Below are 19,896 nucleotides of genomic sequence, written 5' to 3'. Positions count from 1 at the left end.
ATCACTACCACTTGTGTAGATAAGGACGAACTAACCGGAACAGAACAGAATTGTTTTCTGACCCGACGTAATTGGTTATCTTTGTAGCCATTGCTATCCTAATGCGGCTATTTATCACTCCGGTTTTGCCTCGTTTGCGTTTTGCGCTGCTCACAGCCACGTTGCTGTTTGTGCTGTCGCTGAACCATCAAGCGGTTGCCACGTTGCGGGCGCCGGTTGGCAAAACAGCGCGCGTTGGTACCACGGCGAAGGCCACGGTTGTAAAGCAGAAAGTAACCTTTGAAGCCACAGCCTCCCTAGGTCCGTGGCTCGCGCCAGCCGCCGATGTGTGGTTGCCCGCCGTTGAGCCGCTGCTAGGTTTGCGGCTTTCTAAACAGTACACAGCACCGCGTCCTAGACCCTGTGCTGTCCCGGATTTATTCCGCACCCGCCTGCTCTTGGCGGCCTTGTCGCCGCACGCTCCGTAGCTGATTTGCATCTTTTTTGTGAGCCAATGAGCTATTCTTTATGGATTAGCTGTTCACGTGCTTCCTGAATTACAACAGGTTCTATGAACGCTGAAAGCTAGCCCCTGTTGAGTCAACACACCGGCAAATCACCCGATCAGCACATCAAAAAACTTATCAAGTAAATGCGTAATAAAGGACTCATTATTGCCCTCACCCTCATTGTGTCGGTGTTGTGCATCTATTTTCTCACCTTCACCTTCGTGTCGCGGGGCGTGCAGCAAAAGGCTGTGGTGTACGGCACACGCAATGGCAAGCTCGACGAGCGGCTGCGCCAGCACTATCTCGATTCGGTATGGCGGGCTCCCGTATTTGGATCTTACACTTACCGCGACGTACGTCAGAGTGAGTTAGGTCTTGGCCTCGACTTGAAAGGCGGCATGCACGTGACGCTGGAAGTTTCGCCAGTGGAAATCGTGCGCGCTATGGCGGGCAATTCCAAAGATCCGGCGTTCAACACGGCGTTGACGCGGGCGCAGGAGCAACAAAAAACGAATCCTTCCACGCCCTTCACAGCTCTGTTTGCGCAAGCGTACCGCTCGACTTCGCCTGATGGCAAGCTTGCTCGCATCTTCGCTAACACCACTAACAAAAGCCGTGGCATTGACATCAACTCGTCGAACGAAAAAGTAATCGGCGCTATCGATAAGGAAGTAGAAGAAGCCATCGACCGCTCTTTCAACATCCTTCGCACGCGTGTCGACAAGTTCGGCGTAAACCAGCCCAACATTCAGCGCGTGAAAGGCACCGGTCGTATCCAGATCGAACTGCCTGGTGTTGACAACCCTGACCGCGTACGCAAACTGCTCCAAGGCCAAGCCAAGCTAGAGTTCTGGGAAGTATGGCGCCAAGATGAATTCGGCCCCTACCTAGCTCAACTCGACCAAGCGTTGACGGCGAAGGAAGCCTCCGAAAAAACTACGACGACTGGTGCCGCTGCTACTACGGCTGCTGACACCACCAAAGCAACTGCAACTGCTGGCGATTCTACTTCACTAGCTAGCCAGCTTGCCAAGAAGAAGAGCGTTGCAGACACAGCTAACAAAGCAACCGCCGCCGCTGCAAAGCAAGGCAGCCCACTAGCTCGTCTGTTCACCATGCCCGGCACCCTAGGTGCTAACGTGCGCGACACGGCCCGTGTGAATGCCTTGATGGCTAGCCAGGAAGCTCGCGCAGTACTTCCCCCTAACTTGACGTTCCTGTGGGATGTGAAGCCGAAGGCAGTTGATGGCCAAGAATACTTGGAGCTTTATGCTATTCGGAAGAGCCGCGAAGGTGTAGCCCCCATGGGCGGTGAAGTTGTCAGCGACGCTCGCCAGGATTACGACCAAGGTGGTCGCCCAGAGGTATCGATGCAAATGAACCCGACCGGTGGCCGCAAGTGGCAGAAATTGACCGGCGCTAACATCGGTCGCCAAGTAGCCATCGTGCTCGACGACAACGTGTACTCGGCACCAGTGGTGCAGTCTGAAATTGCAGGTGGCAACTCGAGCATCTCGGGCAACTTCTCTATTGAAGAAGCGCAAGACCTAGCTAACGTACTGAAAGCTGGTAAGCTACCCGCTCCTACGCGCATCGTGGAAGAAGCAGTAGTTGGCCCATCGCTCGGTCAGGAGGCTATCAACCAGGGTCTGTATTCGTCGCTAGCCGGTTTGGTTATCATCATGATCTTCATGGCTTTGTATTATGGCAAAGCAGGTCTAGTAGCCGACGTCGCGCTGTTGTTCAACATGTTCTTGATCTTGGGCGTACTCGCTCAGTTTGGTACGGCCCTCACCCTGCCCGGTATTGCGGGTATGGTACTCACCATTGGTATGTCGGTGGACGCCAACGTACTGATCTTCGAACGTATCCGCGAGGAACTGAGCCACGGCTTGAGCGTGCATGATGCTATCAACAAGGGCTATGCCCGTGCGTTCACTGCTATCTTCGACTCGAACGTGACGACGATGCTTATCGCCGTGATCCTAGGTTTCTTCGGTACGGGCCCGGTGCAGAGCTTTGCCATCACCCTCGGTATTGGTGTTCTGACCTCGTTCCTGTCGGCCGTGTACGTGTCGCGCCTCATTATTGAGTGGCTCACGAAAGGCAAGGAAACTACCACCATCTCGTTCAGCACGCCCATTTCGCGTGGTCTGTTCCAGAACTTGAACTTCGACATCGTAGGCAAGCGCAAGATTGCCTACATCTTCTCAACCGTAGTTATTGTGCTTGGCTTCGTGCTGATGGCCGTACAAGGTGGCCCGAACCTAGGTGTTGACTTCCGCGGTGGCCGCAGCTACGTGGTTGACTTCAACAAGGCAGAAGTAGCCTCAGACGTACGGGAAGCGCTGACGGATGACTTCAAAGGCGCTGGCACCGAAGTGAAGACGTTTGGTGCAGAGAATCGTTTGCGCATCACTACCGGCTACTTGGCCGAAGATGAAAGCGTGGCTGCCGACAAAAAAGTAGAGCAAGCACTATTAGCTGGCTTGAAGCAATACGGCGCTGACAACCCCCAGATCCGTAGCACCTCGAAAGTGGGCGCTACTATTGCCGACGACATCAAGAAAACGTCGGTGTTGAGCCTAGGTCTTACTCTGCTAGGCATCTTCGTGTATGTGTTGTTCCGCTTCGAAAAGTGGCAGTACTCTATGGCCGCTGTTATCGCTCTGTTCCACGACGCATTGCTCGTTATTGCGGCCTTCCCGATTGCACGACTGTTCGGCCTGAACTACGAAATGGACCAGGTATTTGTGGCTGCCGTGCTGACCGTCATTGGTTTGTCGATGAACGATACCGTGGTTATTTACGACCGTATTCGGGAGTACTTGCGTGAGAACCCCAACCTGACGTTTGCGCAGGTGGTAAACCCAGCGCTGAACAGCACCTTCTCGCGCACCATGATTACGTTCACTACTGTGTTCCTAGTAGTATTCGTACTCTATATCTTCGGAGGTGAGACGCTGCGTTCGTTCTCGTTCTCGATGATTATCGGTATCATCTTCGGTACGTACTCGTCGCTGTTCATCGCTACGCCGATCATCCTTGACACCTATGGGCGTAAGGAAGCTCGCGAGCGGGGCACCACCACGAGCACAACCATCACTGACGCTGAAGCACCCAAGCTTTCAACGGCTGTGAAGTAAGCACTAGCTTCTTTTTAGTATACGAAAAGCCCGGTCAGATGACCGGGCTTTTTTTGTTTATCGGAACTGTGCTTCTGCACTTTAAAAACACCTATCATGCTGTTCAAAACTTTTTTCTATTCCTGAGGCAACCAATTCGCGGCACCTCCCGAGTTGTCAGATGTAACCCCTCCGAAGCCCGTGTCTCAACTCGACCACACTCGCGAAAGATGCATTGCCTTACTGGCGGGGTGCCGCCGTGCGCAGCGCGAAAGCCAGCGTCAACTGTACTCACTCTACTATGGGTACGCGCTGAGTATTTGCCTGCGCTACGTGCGCGACCGAGAGCAAGCCATGGAAACCGTAAACGATGGTTTCTTGAAAATCTTCCGGGACTTGCATCGCTTCGATGAAAGCCAGCACCAAGACGTGGAAGGCTCCTTCCGCGGTTGGCTCAAGCGGATTATGGTGCACACAGCCATTGACCACTTCCGCGCGACGGAGAAGCACGCGTTTCAGCAAGGCCTGGAGGAAGTGGTAATAAGCCACCCGGATGCAAGTGGTTCGCCGCTGGATAGCCTAGCATTCGAAGAACTGTTGCAGCTCATCTATTTGCTACCACCAGCCTACCGAGCTGTCTTCAACCTCTACGTGCTGGATGGTTTCACCCATGAAGAAATTGCCGAGCAGCTTAAGATTTCGGTTGGAACCTCTAAATCAAACTTGTTTAAAGCCCGGGGCCATCTAAAGGACCTGTTAAAAAAAACTAAACACCATGCGTACGCCGGAAATGTCGGATGAGGAGCTAGATGCGCTGTTTCGGCGCGGCGCCGAAGCCTACCCGGATGACGTCCATCTGGGCGCCTGGTCACGCATGGAAGATAAGCTGAACGAAGACACCATGAGCCGGTTGTTGCGCCGGAAAATTGCTCGCTTCTTCGCCATCGAGCTGGTATTGGTTGGGCTAGCCTTACTGGTATGGCAGATTAGCTGGCGGCATAAGTCGCATGATGAATCAGCTGTCAAGGAGCAACCAGCCGTGCTAACAACGGTAACTCAACCTCAGCTAACGCCAACAACAGAGACCCGCTCCGCAAAAACGATTACGCCAGCACCTAGGTCAGAAACCAGCACGGCTACCGCATCCACGAAGGCAACGACACCGAATATTTCCACAACGGAAAACCTAGCAAACACCTCAAATATCTCTGATGCCTCTGCCGAAACCGTTACGCCTTCTAACACTTCTCCTGTCAGCCACCGACAACTTCCGGCGGCAACCAGAGCTGGGTTCACGGGACTGGTAGCACCCAAACGGCACCAATCAAAGGTTGTTAATGGAGCCCACTCTACTGATTCAAAAACCTATTTAGGATCTGCGAGGAAAGAAAAACCGAGCGCTAGTGTAGAGCAAGAAGATAAAGCTAGCTCGACTGCTGAATTATCAACGCCACAAACGGTGACAGTTGCAGCAGAAATGCCTTCTACTCCAGCTTCCGCCGCCAGCACGCCTCCTGCTGCGCCAACTGCTTTAGCCCAAGACACAGCAGCACCGAAGCCAGTTGAACCAGCACCATCTGTTGATTCGACGACCACAAAAACGCAGGAAAAACCTGCCTATCGTCTGCTCATTGGCGCCTTGGGTGCTCCTTCCTTGAGTGCTGTGCGGACAATTCAAACTGCGCGTATGGGCGGCGACCTAGGGTTGAGCCTAGAATATCGCCTGACAAACCGACTGCGTGTACGAGCTAGCTTGATTAGGAGTGTGAAGCGCTACAAAGCAGCCAGTGAATACTACACTGCCCCACCTAAGTGGGGTTGGCGCGCCGGCAATTACGAAGTCAACGGCAATTGCCGCATCACCGAAATACCCATTGACTTCCGCTACGATGTAGTTAGTCACCCCACACACAGCATTTTCTTTAGCGCCGGAATGAACTCGCTGCTGATGCGCAATGAGCGCTACAGCTACGATTACTACGTGAATGGCACGCCTCGAACCGCAGCAGTTCGTGTGGAAAACGGTGCCAACTTCGTGTTAAGCGTTGTTAATCTGTCTGCAGGTATCGAGCGACAGCTCAGCAATCATCTATCATTCCAGGCAGAACCTTTCGTGCAATTGCCTCTGGGCAACGTAGGCGCTGGCCAAGTACGGCTGAGCAGCGCCGGTCTTTTGTTCTCGATTAAATACGGTTTTCTGCCGTCTCACCGGGCTGTTGCCCCCTAGCCTATCTAGGCTCTTTCCTGCTTGCTTTTGCTGGTCTCGCTCGCGACGAGACCGTTCTTTCCGGTTGCCCTTTTCGCACCCGCTGGGCCCTGCGTGTGCTTTGAGGTAAGCCACATCCATCCTTTTTTCTTCCCACCAGCATTCTAAACCAGCAAAGCCATGTTCAAGTCGTACCATACCCGCGTCGTTTGGCGCTTTTCGTTCCTGCTGAGCGCCTTCCTACTCCTGCTGGCTGCCTGCAACAACGATGATGACCAGGAGCCGCAAGAGGTCTTCTCCGTAAAGCTTACCTCCAACGCCACCTTCGGTGATATTCTGACGGATGGTCAGGGCAATACGCTCTACTACTTCACCCGCGACGTGGCCGGCACCAGCGCGTGCAATGGCAACTGCGCGGCCGTGTGGCCCATCTTCTACGCAAACCCGACGGATATAAAGCTAGGTACTGGCCTCAAGGCTGAGGACTTTACCACCATCACGCGTGCCGACGGCAGCCTTCAAACCACCTACCGGGGCTGGCCGCTTTACTACTATGCGCCAGCCAATAGCGCCGGGCAGAACGTGCGCGAGAAGCCAGGTGAAACCCTTGGCGACCAGGTTGCCAACAAAACGTGGTTTGTGGTGAAGCCCGACTACACAGTGATGATTGCCACGGCATCGGTACTCGACAAGAGCACCAACCAGACCTCCACGCAAAACTTCTTGGTTGATCCGCAGGCGCGCACACTCTACATCTTCGACCGCGACAACCGCCTGCCCACCACCTTGCCCACCAACTGCACCGGTGGCTGCATCAATGCGTGGCCCGTGTTCTACACCGATAAACTCGTGCTGCCTTCGTCGCTCAAGGCCTCCGATTTCGGCGCTATCACCCGCACCGATGGCCCTAATGGCACGACGCGCCAGCATACTACTTATAAGGGCATCCCGATTTACTACTACACGCCCGATGGTACCACGCGTGGCAAGGTGGAAGGCCACGGCGTGAAAACCGGCCAAGATCCTTGGTACGTCGCCAATCCATAAACCATTGTATTCCGAGTCATACAAAAGTTTGAACGCTATGCGCCCTCTACTTTCTACTCTGTGGCTGCTGAGCCTAGCTTGGCTCAGTAGCTGCACCTACGACAACGCGGAAGACCTTGCGGCGGAGGAACCCACGCCGACTCCCACCTGCGACGTGCGCAGCGTGACATACACGGCATCCATCTCCCCGATTCTGGCGCAAAGCTGCCGGGGCTGCCACAATGCAGGCGCCCCCGCTGGCGGCATCAATCTGGTAGATTATGCTCAGGTAAAGCGCTACGCGGATAACGGGCGTCTCATTGGCTCCATTTCGCACGCTGCTGGCTTCCGTGCGATGCCCCTGAACGGTGCGAAACTGAGTGACTGTGATATTGCTCGCTTTCAAGCTTGGATCGATGCAGGTGCTCCCAACAACTAACCTAGCCTGACAAATCATGAAGTATTTGCTAGTTGCCTTGTCGTTGCTGGGGTGCAACCTCGCCAGCGCTCAAACCAAGTATTCAACCCGTACGGGCACGATCAGCTTCTTTTCGAGCACGCCCATGGAAGATATCGACGCTCGCAGCAGCCAAGTGGGGGCCGTGCTCGATATGAGTAGCGGACAGTTGGCCTTCACGGTACCTATGAAGAGCTTCCAGTTCAAGCGAAGCCTGATGCAGGAGCACTTCAACGAGAACTATGTGGAATCAGAGAAATTTCCGCGTGCAACGTTTGCCGGCCAAGTAGTCAACTTTCAATCGGTAGCCTTCAGCAAGCCGGGCACGCAGCAGGTGCAAGTGGAAGGTGACCTCACGATTCACGGCGTGAAGCGCCATGTCCGGGTGCCTGGCACGATAGAGTTAAAGGACAACCAACTGCTGGCCAAGTCCAAGTTCACCATCGCGCCGGCCGACTACGACATTGAGATTCCTGCCCTCGTGCGGGAACACATTGCCAAGACGGTAGAAGTGAGCGTGTCCTTATTGTGCAACCCGCCCACGGTGGCCCAACCCTAGCTTCTGCCTTATGAAACTACTTTTCTCTCGCAGTCGGGGGGGCTGGCTAGCAGCAGCGCTGCTTTTCCTTTCTGTTAGCGCCCACGCGCAGGATGATCTTCTGAAAACGCTGGAAGCGCAAGTCACAGATAGTGCCCGCGCCGAGTACGTGCAGGCCACGTTCAAGGGCACCCGTATCATCAACGGCCAGTCGGTGGAAACGCCAGGTGCCGGCACCATGGTGTTTCTGATTTCGCACCGCTTTGGTATGCTCAACAGCGGCGCCTACAACTTCTTCGGCCTCGACCAAGCCACTATTCGGCTAGGTCTGGAATACGGCATCAATGACCGACTCACGGTTGGCGTGGGGCGTAGCTCGCTGGAAAAAACGTATGATGGTTTCGTAAAATACCGTGCCTTGCGCCAAAGCACCGGTTCGCGGGCCATGCCCGTATCAGTTACGCTATTTGCCAGCTCGGCGCTTACCAGCCTCAAATTTCCGGACCAGGAGCGTCCTACTGACTCGCGGTTCGCTTACACGTACCAAGCCTTGATTGCGCGGAAGTTCAGCCCTTCGCTTTCCTTGCAGCTGATGCCCACGCTTGTGCACCGCAACTTTGTGGATACCCGCGCCGAGCAAAATGATGTGTACGCCCTAGGCATTGCCGGCCGGCAGAAGCTTACGAAGCGAGTGGCTCTCACCGCCGAGTACTACTATCTACTGCCCGGCGCTACGGCCGACCGCTTCCGCAACTCGCTCGCCGTTGGCTTCGACATCGAAACGGGCGGCCACGTATTTCAGCTGCACTTCACCAACAGCCAAGGCATGATCGAGAAGTTCTTTATTCCCCAAACGACTGGCCGCTGGCTCGACGGCGACATCTACTTCGGGTTTAACATCTCACGCGTCTTCACCCTAAAATCGAAGAACGACTAGCACCTAGCTTTTGCTTGCTGCTGAGGTCTATGATCTTCTCCGTTTGTCCATAAAAAAGCCTGACTGTTTCGGTCAGGCCTTTTTTGTATGTAAGAAGAACGTCGAGCCACGCTAGTCAATGCCCGGCGTTTCAAGCTTGTTACAATAGTTTAATAAGCGGTTATGCCTTCGGCTACCACTTCTTTCACCTCTGGCACCATACGCTTCAGCAGGTTCTCGATGCCCGACTTCAGCGTTACGGTAGCCGAGGGGCAGCCCGAGCACGAGCCTTGCAGGTTCACCGTCACGATGCCGTCTTGGTAGCTGCGGAAGGTGATGTTGCCACCGTCTTGCTCTACAGCGGGACGCACGTAGTTATCGAGCAGGTCGATAATTTTTTGGCTGGTCTGCTGATCCTGCTCCGAACTGTTGCCGGCAGCAGCTTCTTGGGCAGCTTTCTGCTCAGCAGCGGGGTCAACGGTGAAGATGGGGCCGCCAGCCTCCACATAGGACTTCAGGAAGGTGCGCAACTCTGGAATGAGGTGCGTCCACTGCAAGTCGGTAGTCTTGGTGATGGTTACAAAGTTGGCCGCAATAAACACCCGACCAACGTAGTCGAAGTTGAAGAGCTCCTGCGCAAGGGGCGAATTGGCCGCCGCCTCTACGTTCGGATAATCCACGCTTACCCCATCGCTAAGTAGCGTGGTGTTGAGCACGAACTTCATGGATTCGGGGTTTGGGCTAGCCTCGGCGTAAATAGACACCGGTGTGGCGGGGGAAATAGTATGTTCAGCCATCGTCAAAAAGACTTAAGAGACAAAATTAGGTACGATAAGCCTGGTTTCAGGATGCCGCAACTAGTAGCTAAACATCACAGCAGCCAAGAAGTTGCAAAGCTACACAACTCCCCCCTTTTTTGGTGTGCCAGGCTGTCCTAGGTTGCTACCTTATACTTCGTAATCTCCTACCGAAAAGCCAGGCATTAAATATAATTTTTACTTAATTATTATTAATATTTTAACAAAATATGTAACATTGTGCTAATGATCTACACACCTATTTCTCCCCTCTTTAGCATTTGCTGAAGAGGGGTTTTGCGTTTTTTACTCTATACCTGCTGTAGTAATTAGATTCTCCTGACAAGCTTTTTCGCGTTACCACGCTAGCTTAGGCACATCGGAATTGCGAATGGCTTAGCTCATCACAAACCACAAGGCTGCTTTTTACGCTAAAAGTGCTCTATACTTTTCTCGTTATTGCTTGCCGTGCTACGCCGTCTGACTACTTGTCTATTTCGTCCGATTGATATTGCCTGGCTCGTGGTGTTCCGTATTAGTGCGGGCTCATTATTGGCGCTCGAGCAAGCGGGCAGTCTAGCCCTAGGTTACAGTCGGGAATACACGGAGCCGCGCTTTCACTTTTCGTATCTTTTTACGCAATGGCTGCCAGTGCCACCGCCAGTGGGCATGTACGGCTTGCATCTGCTAGCTATTCTTGGCGGCATCGGAGTGGCGGCCGGGTGGCGCTACCGTGCTAGTGCGGCAGCGCTGTGGCTGGCGTACACGTGGCTGTTCTTGGTGGAGCAGACGCGCTACATCAACCACTTCTATCTCTATTGTCTCGTGGCAGGGTGGTTGTTCTTCATCCCCGCGCACCGGGCCGCTTCCGCCGATGTACGCACGGGTCGGGTCAGCTACTCAGCTCATTTACCGAATTGGACGCGCCTCGTCTTGCTCTTCCAACTCAGTGTAGTATACCTCTATGCAGGCCTAGCTAAGCTCAATACCGATTGGCTTACCAACTCACCTTTGGTGCTGTGGCTGCAAGCGAAAAGCACACGTCCTGTTGTAGGGCCTCTACTAGCACAGCCTTGGCTCCCACCCCTCATGAGCTACGCAGGTCTAGCTTTCGACCTGCTGGTAGTGCCGGCCTTGCTATGGCGCCGTACCCGCCCTTGGGCATTCGGAGCGGCAGCGTTTTTTCACCTCTCCAACGTCGTGATTTTTGGCTTGGGTACGTTCCCGTGGTTTTCGCTGCTCATGACGGTGTCCGTATTCTTTTCGCCGAGTTGGCCGCGGCACCTAGGTATCCGGCGCGTTCGACGGTGGTTTGAGCAGCTCCTACCGACAACTTCGGCGCAAGCTCACGTCACTCTCCCAAACCAACCAGGTCGTACCTACGCATTAGCAATCGTATTACTCAGCTACGCACTACTTCAACTGCTGGTACCGCTGCGCCACTTTCTTTACCCAGGCAGCGTGCACTGGACCGAAGAAGGACATCACTTTGCTTGGCACATGATGCTGCGCACCAAATCGGGTGGCGTGTCGTATCGGGTTCGGTGCCCCGACGGCCACGTTGAAGTGGTGCAGCCAGCGGCGTATCTTACCCCGCGCCAATGCCGCAAGCTGCTCGCCCAACCGGATGCGATTCTGCAATTTGCGCACTTCTTGGCCGCCGAATATGCACGACGCGGCATTGCACCGGTGGCAGTGTACGCTGACTCGTGGGTGCAACTAAACCACCGAGCGCCCCGCCCCTTAATTCGCCCTGACGTAGACCTAGCTGCTCAACCACGCAAGCTAGGGCACTACGCCTGGATTACGGACGAGAAATAAGGCCTTCTGCTTTCCGGTCAGAGTAGTTCAACAGGTCACACGAAGGCAGAAGCAGCGTTACGCTTTATTAGCCCGCGCGCGCAACAGCATATCCGCTAGTACCAGGTTGGTCATGGCATCGACGATGGGTACTGCGCGCGGCAATACACACGGATCGTGGCGGCCACGTCCGGCCAAGCTAATTTCCTCGCCTTGGTCGTTGATGGTGGCTTGCGGTTGCAGGATGGTTGCTACCGGCTTGAATGCCACCCGGAAGTAAATATCCTGGCCGTTGCTGATGCCACCCTGAATTCCACCTGAATGGTTAGTACGCGTGCGCACCGCGCCATTTTCGTCGGTATAGAAAGTATCGTTGTGTTCCGAGCCAAACAGCAGCGTTCCGGCGAAGCCCGAGCCGTACTCAAAACCCTTCACGGCATTGATGCTCAGCATGGCCTTTCCTAGCTCGGCGTGCAGCTTGTCAAATACTGGCTCTCCCAAACCAACCGGCACGCCTTGCACCACGCCCGTTACGAGGCCACCCACCGTGTCGTGCCGGTCGCGGGTTTGGCGAATGAGTTCGGCCATACGCTCGGCCGTTTCGGGATGTGGGCACCGCACGAGGTTGCTGTCAATCAGACCTAGGTCGAGCTGCTCATAGCCCACGGGCACGGCAATGGCGCCTACCTGCGACACATAGCTTTGGGCGCGTACGCCATACTGCGCAAGCAGCTTACCCGCTACTACACCGGCCGCTACCCGCGCCGCCGTTTCGCGGGCAGAGCTGCGGCCGCCGCCCCGGTAGTCGCGCCGACCGTATTTGACGTCGTACGTGTAGTCGGCGTGCGAGGGCCGGTACGCGTGCTCGATGTGGGAATAATCGTGGCTAGCTTGGTCTTTGTTGCGAATAAGCAAGCTGATGGGGGTACCGGTAGTCTCGTCACGGAATATCCCCGACAGTATTTCGACCTGATCGGCTTCCTTACGCGGCGTGGTGAGGTCCGACTGCCCCGGGCGGCGGCGGTCAAGCGCCACCTGAATTTCTTCTGTTGTAATAGGCAGCCCTGCCGGGCATCCGTCGATGATAACCCCAATCCCTACCCCATGTGACTCGCCGAAGGTGGTGATGCGCAACAGCGTACCGAAAGAACTAGACATCTTTTCAATTATCAGTTAACAGCTACCTTCTATTGGGCAACTGTACAAAAACGCAGTACTGGCAAAGGTAATATCAGTTACCGGTTACCAGTCATCTATTCTTGTAGCATGGATTTGTAGTTCGCGCTAGGCAATCAGCCAACTAGTAGCTGTCTTAGTTGGCCTTCCCTTTCTTTCCTAGCCACCACCCGAAGCTAGCTGCCCCAAGTAGAACTATTAGAATCAGGTTGGCGTAGCGGCGTACATCGCGGTACTCATCCAGGGGCTGTAAGGTAGCGTCAGCTGAGGCTAGTGCTTCAGCGTAGAAAGTATCATCGGGATGCAGCCCGAAAGAAGATGCCGTACGAATAGGTCCTTTTACATCTGGTTTTAGCTCAGAGCGTAAGGTATCGTAGTGGGCCGTCGTCGGATTAAATACAATGACCTGGAAGAGGCTGTCGCACGGTATTATACCCGCACGCTGGGCTACTAGCCGGTAGCGAAAATTTTTACGCCCACCCACACGTCCGTTTTGGCGGGTGAGCTCCTGCTCTATATCGGGGCCATAAACCTCTACATTGGGGCGTGCTACCAGCCCCGGCCCATTCATAGCTGCTAGGTTGCCCTCGCCTTCTACCGTAAAGCTGTACTTAAACGCCTGGCCGGTCCGGAAAACGGTACGGTCAATTGACTCGCGCAACCGATAATCACCCACCGCCACCTGGTCGCGGAGCGGGTGCGGCGGCAAGGGGCGCACGGCAATAAGGCGCACGTTGGTATGGTACGTTTTGTAGCCTTCCAAGCGATTATCCAGCCCTTCAGTTGGGTTCTTGGCGAGGCGATATTTTACCATCTGCAACGACACTTCCGGAAACATCAGCGGCGTAGTGTTGAGTGGGTAAAACATGGCCTCATAGAGCCGGTAGCGCAAGAAAGGCTTCCCTCCCATAGTTACGCTCTCCGGCAGAATTTCCTGCTCGTCAAAAGGCTCTTCCCACGCCGTGCGCTGGCGCAACTGCCGCAAGATGGCCGGTAGTTGCACTGGGAAGTTATGGAAATCCAGCAGGCCCTGGTCGGAAGGAGCTAGGTAGAAGTACAAACCCACGTGCACGCCCTCGCCTACGTACACCGAGGTCTTATCCGGAAGTAGCAGCAGAAAGGCATGGTCCTTTGGTTCCACATAATCTTGCGGTTTAGGCTTGCCGAAGAGCTGGTCTAAGGAACCCACACCTTGCAAAGGATTACTACCTGCCAAGGGCGTGGGTGCAGGCGCCTGTGGTCCTACCGTCAGCGTTGCCCCGGTTGAGCGCACCGTGAGGCCGTTGATGGTTATACTAAAGGGTTTCACCACGTACTCGCCTTCGTCGTAGGCTGCGTAGCGCTGCGTGATGGTTAGCTCAACGGACGTGCGCCCATTCACAATGCGTGTAGTAGTGGTGCTCGATTTGCCACTTTTCTTGAAGCCCTCCAAATCTGGAAAGTCTGAGTAGCGCTCTAGTGGAGCACCGCGCAACCGGAAGCTAATGGTGTAATAGTCGCTGAGTGCAAATGAGTTAGGGCCTAGTACAATGTCGGCTTCAGCCTTAGCAGGTACAGCCTGCGCCATCACGGACGAGACCGGCACTAATACCCAGGCTACACTCAAAAAAAATAAGAGGCGGGCGAAAAAAGGCATGCGAGGAATTTAGCCAGTACCAAAACTAGCGAAAAAGGGCTTGTAGGCTACGGAGGAGCTTTTTACCTAATGCTTCACAGCTCTTATTTACTGTCCAGCTTTGGAGCTATAATACAAAATATTGCTCTGCCGCAATCCGGTTATGAAGCACCACCGTAAATGCTGTCAAACCCGGAGAGATAATTGCCCTTGCAAACTAGCAAACGATTGCTGCTTTGTCGGAGCCTCGTTGCCTCTTTATTCCCTTTACCCATCTTCACTAAACGTAATTATCAAAAATGTCCAAAAATCCTCAAGCTACTAAGGAGGAAGCGGAATTCGCCAAACCGCTTCTCGTGCCGATCAAGCGCCGCTCATTTTTCATGTATGCGGGTGCTACGGCTGGGGCTACGGCCCTGTTACTATCGGGCTGCGACGATGATGACAACAATGGCAGCAGCGACCCTGCTATGGTGAACGTGGGTAGCGGCGACGTGGGCGTGCTGAACTATGCGTACGCGCTGGAGCAGTTAGAAGCCGCTTTCTATACCAAGCTGCGCGACGGAGCCTACTACAAAGGCCTTCCAGCAACTAGCGCCGAAAAGCAAATTCTGGATGACCTGTACTACCACGAGGTTATTCACCGGGAGTTCTTCAAAGCTGCCATCACGGCTGCCCCTGCTACCCCCATCAAGGACCTTACGCCTGACTTCAGCACCATCAACTTCGACAACAAGGCAAGTGTGCTAGGTACCGCTAAGGCATTTGAAGACCTAGGAGTAGCCGCTTACAATGGCGCCGGCAAGTACATCACCACGCCTTTGTACTTGGTTATTGCGGGCAAAATTGTATCTGTAGAAGCTCGTCACGCTGCTCTGATCCGTGATTTGGTAACAGAAGGATCCTTCGTTGACAGCGACGTGGTGAGCATCGCTACTGCTAGCATCGAAATATCGAAGGAGCCTTCTGCTGTAGCGATGACAGCTAACACCTATCTCGCGACAGGCTCTAAGCTTGACGTTTCCGGTATCAAATAGGCAGCGCTTCTAGCCTACCCTCCCCTTCAAATCTCATATTAGACATGAATATCTTCCAAATCCTCTCCGAGCTCGAAAAAGTAGACCCTGAGGTATACGAGCGTTTTGATTCGCGTCGCCGGGTGTTCAAACACATTTCTGGCTTAGGAAAGAACCTAGCTACTGCTGCTGTACCGTTGGCTTTCACGGCTATTTTCAACAAAGCGTACGGCCAGACTAGCGGCGCCCCTAGTGCAACAGATGTGCTAGCCTTCGCTTTGAAGTTAGAGTATCTGGAGTCTTACTTCTACAATGCTGGCCTTGGCGCACCAGGCGCTACAGCCACTGCGGCACAGACCACGTTCCGTAACCTGTTCAGCGCGACGAACCTATCTTCGCTGGACAAGATCCGCAACGACGAGGCCAACCACGTGAAAGCGCTGGTAGCAGCTCTGCCCGCCAACACCGTCCCAGTGCCTGCTACTAACATTTTCGATTTCACCGGTGGCAAAGGATCAAACACCGGCCCGTTTGTTGGCGTTTTCACAGCTCCTGCTGTGTTCCTTGCAGTAGCTCAGTCGCTGGAGGATACCGGTGTGCGGGCTTACAAAGGTGGAGCTCCTTACCTGATGAGTACAACCACCGCTGGCCGCACCATCCTAGAAACGGCACTGAACATTCACTCGGTAGAAGCGCGTCACGCCTCTCGCTTGCGCACTATGCGCCGGGCTGGAGCTAGCAACAACACGGCCTCTGCCGTGGCTCCTACGGCAGGCAACAACGAAAGTGACCGCAGCGCATCACCAAAGAGCTGGGTTTCCTTCAAAGATGGCGGCGGCGCTTCCCCCACGCAGACGGCTGGCATCTACGGTGCTGGTACGTCTCCCACGTACACGCCCGCAAGCATCACATTTCCTGCTGAAGACAACGTAACGCAGGGTGGTGTGAACCTACAAACGACATTAGCTAGCTTCAACTTCCCCGCTTCTGCCTTCAGCGAAGCTTTCGATGAGCCGCTGCCAGTACCCACAGTCCTGTCGATTGCTAGCACCTTCACCGTGACAGGCAACACCTTCTTCGGATAAGCATTTCCTTCTTATAATTTCCTGATTGCTAAAGGGCGACCCAGTGGGTCGCCCTTTTCTATTTGGGGTCAGTCTCCATTAGACTATGCTGCACGAAGCTCAACAATGGCTTGCTACGTTGCTAAGCCTCTTTTTACGCTTTACTTCTCGCTTGTAAGGTGATAGAGCATGCACGCGAACGTACATGATTTTAAGCTTCACTCTCACTGAGCCTAGGTATAGTGGCTTGCCTGTATGCGGGATTTACCCCTTATGTAGCTCAGTGAGGTGCATTTATGTCTTTAACCTGGACAGTTGTAATTTATCTCTAGGTTCAGGCCGACCAACATTGTCTAAACGCCGCCGTAAGTAGCCTTTACGAACTGTATCCGACTCGTCTTCGAGCATACCAGCATCAGCTTACTGTCGCCCTCTTGTCCTTCATACTTTTTCTAGCCACTCAAAACTTTTACCATGTCCAAAATGACCCAATCACCTGGGGACGAACTGGAAGTTAACAAGCCACTTTTTGTTCCTATCAAGCGCCGCTCCTTTTTCATGTATGCCGGCGCGACCGCTGGGGCGACCGCACTGCTGCTAGCAGGCTGCGACGACGACGACAATAACGAATCAGATATTGTAGATGTAGGCGCTGGCGATAAGGGCGTGCTCAACTACGCGTATGCACTCGAACAGCTTGAAGCCGCTTTTTATGCTCGAGTACTCACGGGTCAGTATTACGCTGGAGCCAGCACTGCCGAGAAGCAGATCTTCACCGACATAGCACTACACGAGAAAATCCACGCTGATTTCTTTAAGAGTGTGCTAGCAGGCGACGCTATCAAAGGCTTAACCCCTAATTTCTCCACTATCAATTTCGACGACCGCACGAGTGTACTAAACTCGGCCAAAGCGTTTGAAGACCTAGGTGTAGCTGCGTATAACGGCGCAGGCCGCTTCATTACAGCACCACTCTACCTAGTAATAGCAGGTAAGATCGTGTCGGTAGAAGCGCGTCACGCTGCCCTGATCCGCGACCTAATTACATTCAACTCCTTTGTGGGCGATGATGTAGTGGACTTTAGCCTAACGAGTCGTCAGGAAAAGTCAAAGTTGCCTGCTGAGGTATTGGCCACGGCCAACAACTTCCTAGCAGCCGGCTCTAAACTGAGCGCTAACAGCCTTGTGGCATAACCTGCTACTATTCTACCTATTCAACTTCTAGCTCGTCTTTCCACATGGATCTGTTTAAAATTCTTTCTGATATCGAAAAAGTAGACCCTGAAGTCTACGAGCGTTTCGACACCCGTCGGCGCGCGTTCAAATACATCTCGGGCATGGGTAAAGCGGTAACGGCCGCTACATTACCTGGCTTGCTGAGCACTATGTTCAACAAAGCCTACGGTCAGACCAGCACCTTAGCACCCGAAATTGTTGCGACACTGAACCTAGCGTTGCAACTGGAGTACCTGGAGCGCTACTATTATCAGCGCGGACTCGACACGCCCGGCCTCATTCCCTCTGCTGACGTGCCCGCTATTACCATCATCCGTGACGACGAAGTTGGCCACATTGCTGCTATTCGGGCGGTGCTAGGTACACAGGCGTTTGGCCCAGACCCTGGTGCCACTGCCTTCGATTACACCGCTGGTGGCAAAGTAAACCCGTTTGCTAATGCTGCTAACTTCTATGCCGTTAGCCAAGCATTCGTTGATACCGGTGTGCGGGCTTATAAAGGAGGCGCTGTTAACCTAATGGGCAACAAAGACATCCTGACTGCTGCATTGAACATTCACTCGGTAGAGGCGCGTCACTCATCGCACATCCGGTTGTTACGTCGCGGCGGCGTATCTGCTACCGCCGATGTAAACAATCTAGTAGCCAAGCCTAAGAGCTGGATTTCGGGCACAGATGGTGGTGGCTCTAACCCACCACTGACTACGCCTGTGTATGGCGCTGGCGTGAACCCACCACCTGCGGGCACTCCAACGGGTGTTACCTTCCCTGCTGAAGATAATACGACGCAAGGTGCCGTGAATGTACAGACTGGCACTACTTTCCCCACCATTCCAGGGGTTACATTGACAACAGCCCAGCAGCTAGCTGCCGCTACAGAGGCATTCGATGAGCCGCTGGACGCTACAACGGTGAAGACTATTGCTCGCAACTTCCGTTCAACGGTTGGTGCTACGCTGGGCTTGTTCAACTAATTGAATAAGGCACGTAACAATCAAGCAGGCTGTCTGTTAGGCAGCCTGTTTTTTTATTGAATTTTGTCTACCTTTCTTATAAACTTACGTATAACAGTCGTTCCACCCCCCTTTATATCTACCACCCACCCTGTAAAACTGTTTTTGAGATGTTGGAGTATGCGAAGACTATCCTTGTAAAAGTGAGCTTTGATAGGATTCTTTTTGAGAAAGAGTTACGCAAAGCTTTGCGCCAGCTGGTTCCAGACGAGCTTCGTCAATTTAAAGCCTGGTGCTATGAGCAATTTTCCAAAAGCTACCGGCGTATCCTTAATCGGGTGTTTGCCCAACTAGCTTAGCCCTACTTTACTACGAAAGAAAACGGCCGCAACTGATGTTGCGGCCGTTTTCTTTCGTAGCTATTTATCCATTGGTCTATCTTCTGTGTAAGCCAATAATCTTATTTCAAGCACTAGTAGTTTATTTCTAGACTTCGCGCTGCTTGGCAAGACGCCCTACTCTGCTTCTGTCACGAAGCGAATATTGCGGGTGAGCCCGGCATAGCCTGTGCGCTTCACTGCCGACTGTCGAAACAGTTCCGAGAACAACTCATGCGTGATTTCCTCCCAGTCGGCCCGACCTAGGTTCTTCAACTCTGGGTGCGGGCTAAACTGCGGCTCCTGGTGAGCTTTGGCAAACCGGTTCCAGGGGCACACATCTTGGCAGATGTCGCAGCCAAATACCCAGTTCCCCAGCTTGCCATTCACCTCCATTGGAATTTGGTCCTTCAACTCGATAGTAAAGTAGCTGATGCACTTGCTACCATCCACCACGTAAGGCTCCGAAATGGCATCAGTCGGGCAAGCATCCATGCACTTGGAGCAAGTGCCACAGTAGTCTTTGATGGGGCCATCGTATTCTAGCTCCACATCCAAGATCAATTCGGCAATAAAGAAAAAACTACCGGTACCGGGCCGGATAAGGTTTGAATTCTTGCCGACCCAGCCTAGGCCACTTTTCTTGGCCCACACCTTATCCATTACCGGCGCCGAATCGACGAACACGCGCCCGCCAACATCGCCTATTTCGGCTTGCATATCGGCTAGCAGGGTTTTCAGCTTGTCTTTGATGACAAAGTGATAGTCCTTACCGTAAGCATACTTGCTGATTTTTAGCGTATCGTCGGACTGCTGATCTTCCTCGGCGGGGTAGTAATTGAGCAAAAGTGAAACAACCGACTTCGCACCATCCACGAGCAAGCGCGGATCAAGGCGCTTATCGAAGTGGTTGGCCATATAAGCCATCCTACCGTGCATGTTGCGGTTCAGCCAGCTTTCGAGGCGAGGCGCTTCCTCTTCCAGAAACTCTGCCTTCGAGATACCGCAGTACATAAAGCCTAGCTCCGTCGCGCGGCGCTTAATAAAGGCAGTGTAGTGGGCGGTCGGCAGCATCTGATTTGGTAACTAAGCAAGCACAAAGTACG

The 19,896-nt window shown here is 53.7% G+C and carries 17 protein-coding genes; 13 read left to right on the top strand and 4 right to left on the bottom strand.

The window, feature by feature from the left end; all coding sequences use genetic code 11:
* Positions 1-125: 125 nt before the first annotated feature.
* The 8 genes from SD425_RS04700 to SD425_RS04665 all read left to right on the top strand — a co-directional run bounded on the left by SD425_RS04700 (position 126) and on the right by SD425_RS04665 (position 8,777).
* Positions 126-467 carry a hypothetical protein gene (locus SD425_RS04700; protein WP_324675922.1) on the top strand — a complete coding sequence of 114 codons (342 nt, stop codon included), beginning with the start codon at positions 126-128 and terminating at the stop codon, positions 465-467.
* A 164-nt stretch (positions 468-631) separates the two neighbouring features.
* Positions 632-3,634: a protein translocase subunit SecDF gene (gene secDF, locus SD425_RS04695; protein WP_324675920.1), complete on the top strand. Its 3,003-nt coding sequence runs from the start codon at positions 632-634 to the stop codon at positions 3,632-3,634.
* Between the two features lie 180 nt (positions 3,635-3,814).
* Positions 3,815-4,414, top strand: a complete 600-nt coding sequence (locus SD425_RS04690) for a sigma-70 family RNA polymerase sigma factor (protein WP_324675917.1) — start codon at positions 3,815-3,817, stop codon at positions 4,412-4,414.
* Positions 4,389-5,840 carry a hypothetical protein gene (locus tag SD425_RS04685; RefSeq protein WP_324675915.1) on the top strand — a complete coding sequence of 484 codons (1,452 nt, stop codon included), beginning with the start codon at positions 4,389-4,391 and terminating at the stop codon, positions 5,838-5,840. The genes SD425_RS04690 and SD425_RS04685 overlap by 26 nt, the downstream gene beginning before the upstream one ends.
* Positions 5,841-5,999: 159 nt before the next feature.
* Entirely contained in the window at positions 6,000-6,866 is an 867-nt protein-coding gene (locus SD425_RS04680) for a hypothetical protein (protein ID WP_324675913.1), read from the top strand.
* A gap of 37 nt (positions 6,867-6,903) precedes the next feature.
* Entirely contained in the window at positions 6,904-7,284 is a 381-nt protein-coding gene (locus tag SD425_RS04675; protein ID WP_324675911.1) for a cytochrome c, read from the top strand.
* A 16-nt stretch (positions 7,285-7,300) separates the two neighbouring features.
* Entirely contained in the window at positions 7,301-7,861 is a 561-nt protein-coding gene (locus tag SD425_RS04670) for a YceI family protein (protein ID WP_324675909.1), read from the top strand.
* 10 nt (positions 7,862-7,871) lie between these two features.
* A complete protein-coding gene (locus tag SD425_RS04665; protein ID WP_324675907.1) occupies positions 7,872-8,777 on the top strand; it encodes a DUF5777 family beta-barrel protein in 906 nt (301 codons plus the stop codon).
* A 149-nt stretch (positions 8,778-8,926) separates the two neighbouring features.
* Here the strand turns inward: SD425_RS04665 and SD425_RS04660 are convergent, their stop codons facing one another.
* Complete coding sequence (locus tag SD425_RS04660) at positions 8,927-9,553, bottom strand: NifU family protein (protein ID WP_324675905.1); 627 nt, start codon at positions 9,551-9,553, stop codon at positions 8,927-8,929.
* Between the two features lie 468 nt (positions 9,554-10,021).
* On the opposite strand from SD425_RS04660, the gene SD425_RS04655 reads away from it, so the two are divergent.
* Positions 10,022-11,374, top strand: a complete 1,353-nt coding sequence (locus SD425_RS04655; RefSeq protein WP_324675903.1) for an HTTM domain-containing protein — start codon at positions 10,022-10,024, stop codon at positions 11,372-11,374.
* Between the two features lie 57 nt (positions 11,375-11,431).
* On the opposite strand, the gene aroC is transcribed toward SD425_RS04655, so the two are convergent.
* Together aroC and SD425_RS04645 are read right to left on the bottom strand one after the other, a co-directional pair.
* Complete coding sequence (gene aroC, locus SD425_RS04650; RefSeq protein ID WP_324675901.1) at positions 11,432-12,511, bottom strand: chorismate synthase; 1,080 nt, start codon at positions 12,509-12,511, stop codon at positions 11,432-11,434.
* 154 nt (positions 12,512-12,665) lie between these two features.
* Positions 12,666-14,165, bottom strand: coding sequence for a BatD family protein (locus SD425_RS04645; RefSeq protein ID WP_324675899.1), 1,500 nt, complete (start codon positions 14,163-14,165; stop codon positions 12,666-12,668).
* 278 nt (positions 14,166-14,443) lie between these two features.
* Between SD425_RS04645 and SD425_RS04640 the strand changes: the two genes are divergently transcribed.
* The 4 genes from SD425_RS04640 (at position 14,444) to SD425_RS04625 (ending at position 18,434) form a co-directional block, all read left to right on the top strand.
* A complete protein-coding gene (locus tag SD425_RS04640; protein ID WP_324675897.1) occupies positions 14,444-15,181 on the top strand; it encodes a ferritin-like domain-containing protein in 738 nt (245 codons plus the stop codon).
* A gap of 44 nt (positions 15,182-15,225) precedes the next feature.
* Positions 15,226-16,245 (top strand): ferritin-like domain-containing protein, encoded by a 1,020-nt coding sequence (locus tag SD425_RS04635; RefSeq protein ID WP_324675894.1) that lies wholly within the window; start codon positions 15,226-15,228, stop codon positions 16,243-16,245.
* Positions 16,246-16,707: 462 nt separating this feature from the next.
* Entirely contained in the window at positions 16,708-17,418 is a 711-nt protein-coding gene (locus tag SD425_RS04630) for a ferritin-like domain-containing protein (protein WP_324675892.1), read from the top strand.
* Between the two features lie 44 nt (positions 17,419-17,462).
* Positions 17,463-18,434: a ferritin-like domain-containing protein gene (locus tag SD425_RS04625; RefSeq protein ID WP_324675890.1), complete on the top strand. Its 972-nt coding sequence runs from the start codon at positions 17,463-17,465 to the stop codon at positions 18,432-18,434.
* A gap of 494 nt (positions 18,435-18,928) precedes the next feature.
* On the opposite strand, the gene queG is transcribed toward SD425_RS04625, so the two are convergent.
* On the bottom strand, positions 18,929-19,864 hold the full coding sequence (gene queG / locus SD425_RS04620) for a tRNA epoxyqueuosine(34) reductase QueG (protein WP_324675888.1): 936 nt from the start codon (positions 19,862-19,864) through the stop codon (positions 18,929-18,931).
* Positions 19,865-19,896: the final 32 nt, after the last annotated feature.

This window comes from Hymenobacter sp. GOD-10R, from assembly GCF_035609205.1.
In the GTDB taxonomy this organism is placed as follows: domain Bacteria; phylum Bacteroidota; class Bacteroidia; order Cytophagales; family Hymenobacteraceae; genus Hymenobacter.
The sequence above is the reverse complement of the archived record's forward strand: the minus strand, read 5'-3'. Positions and strand labels throughout refer to the sequence as shown.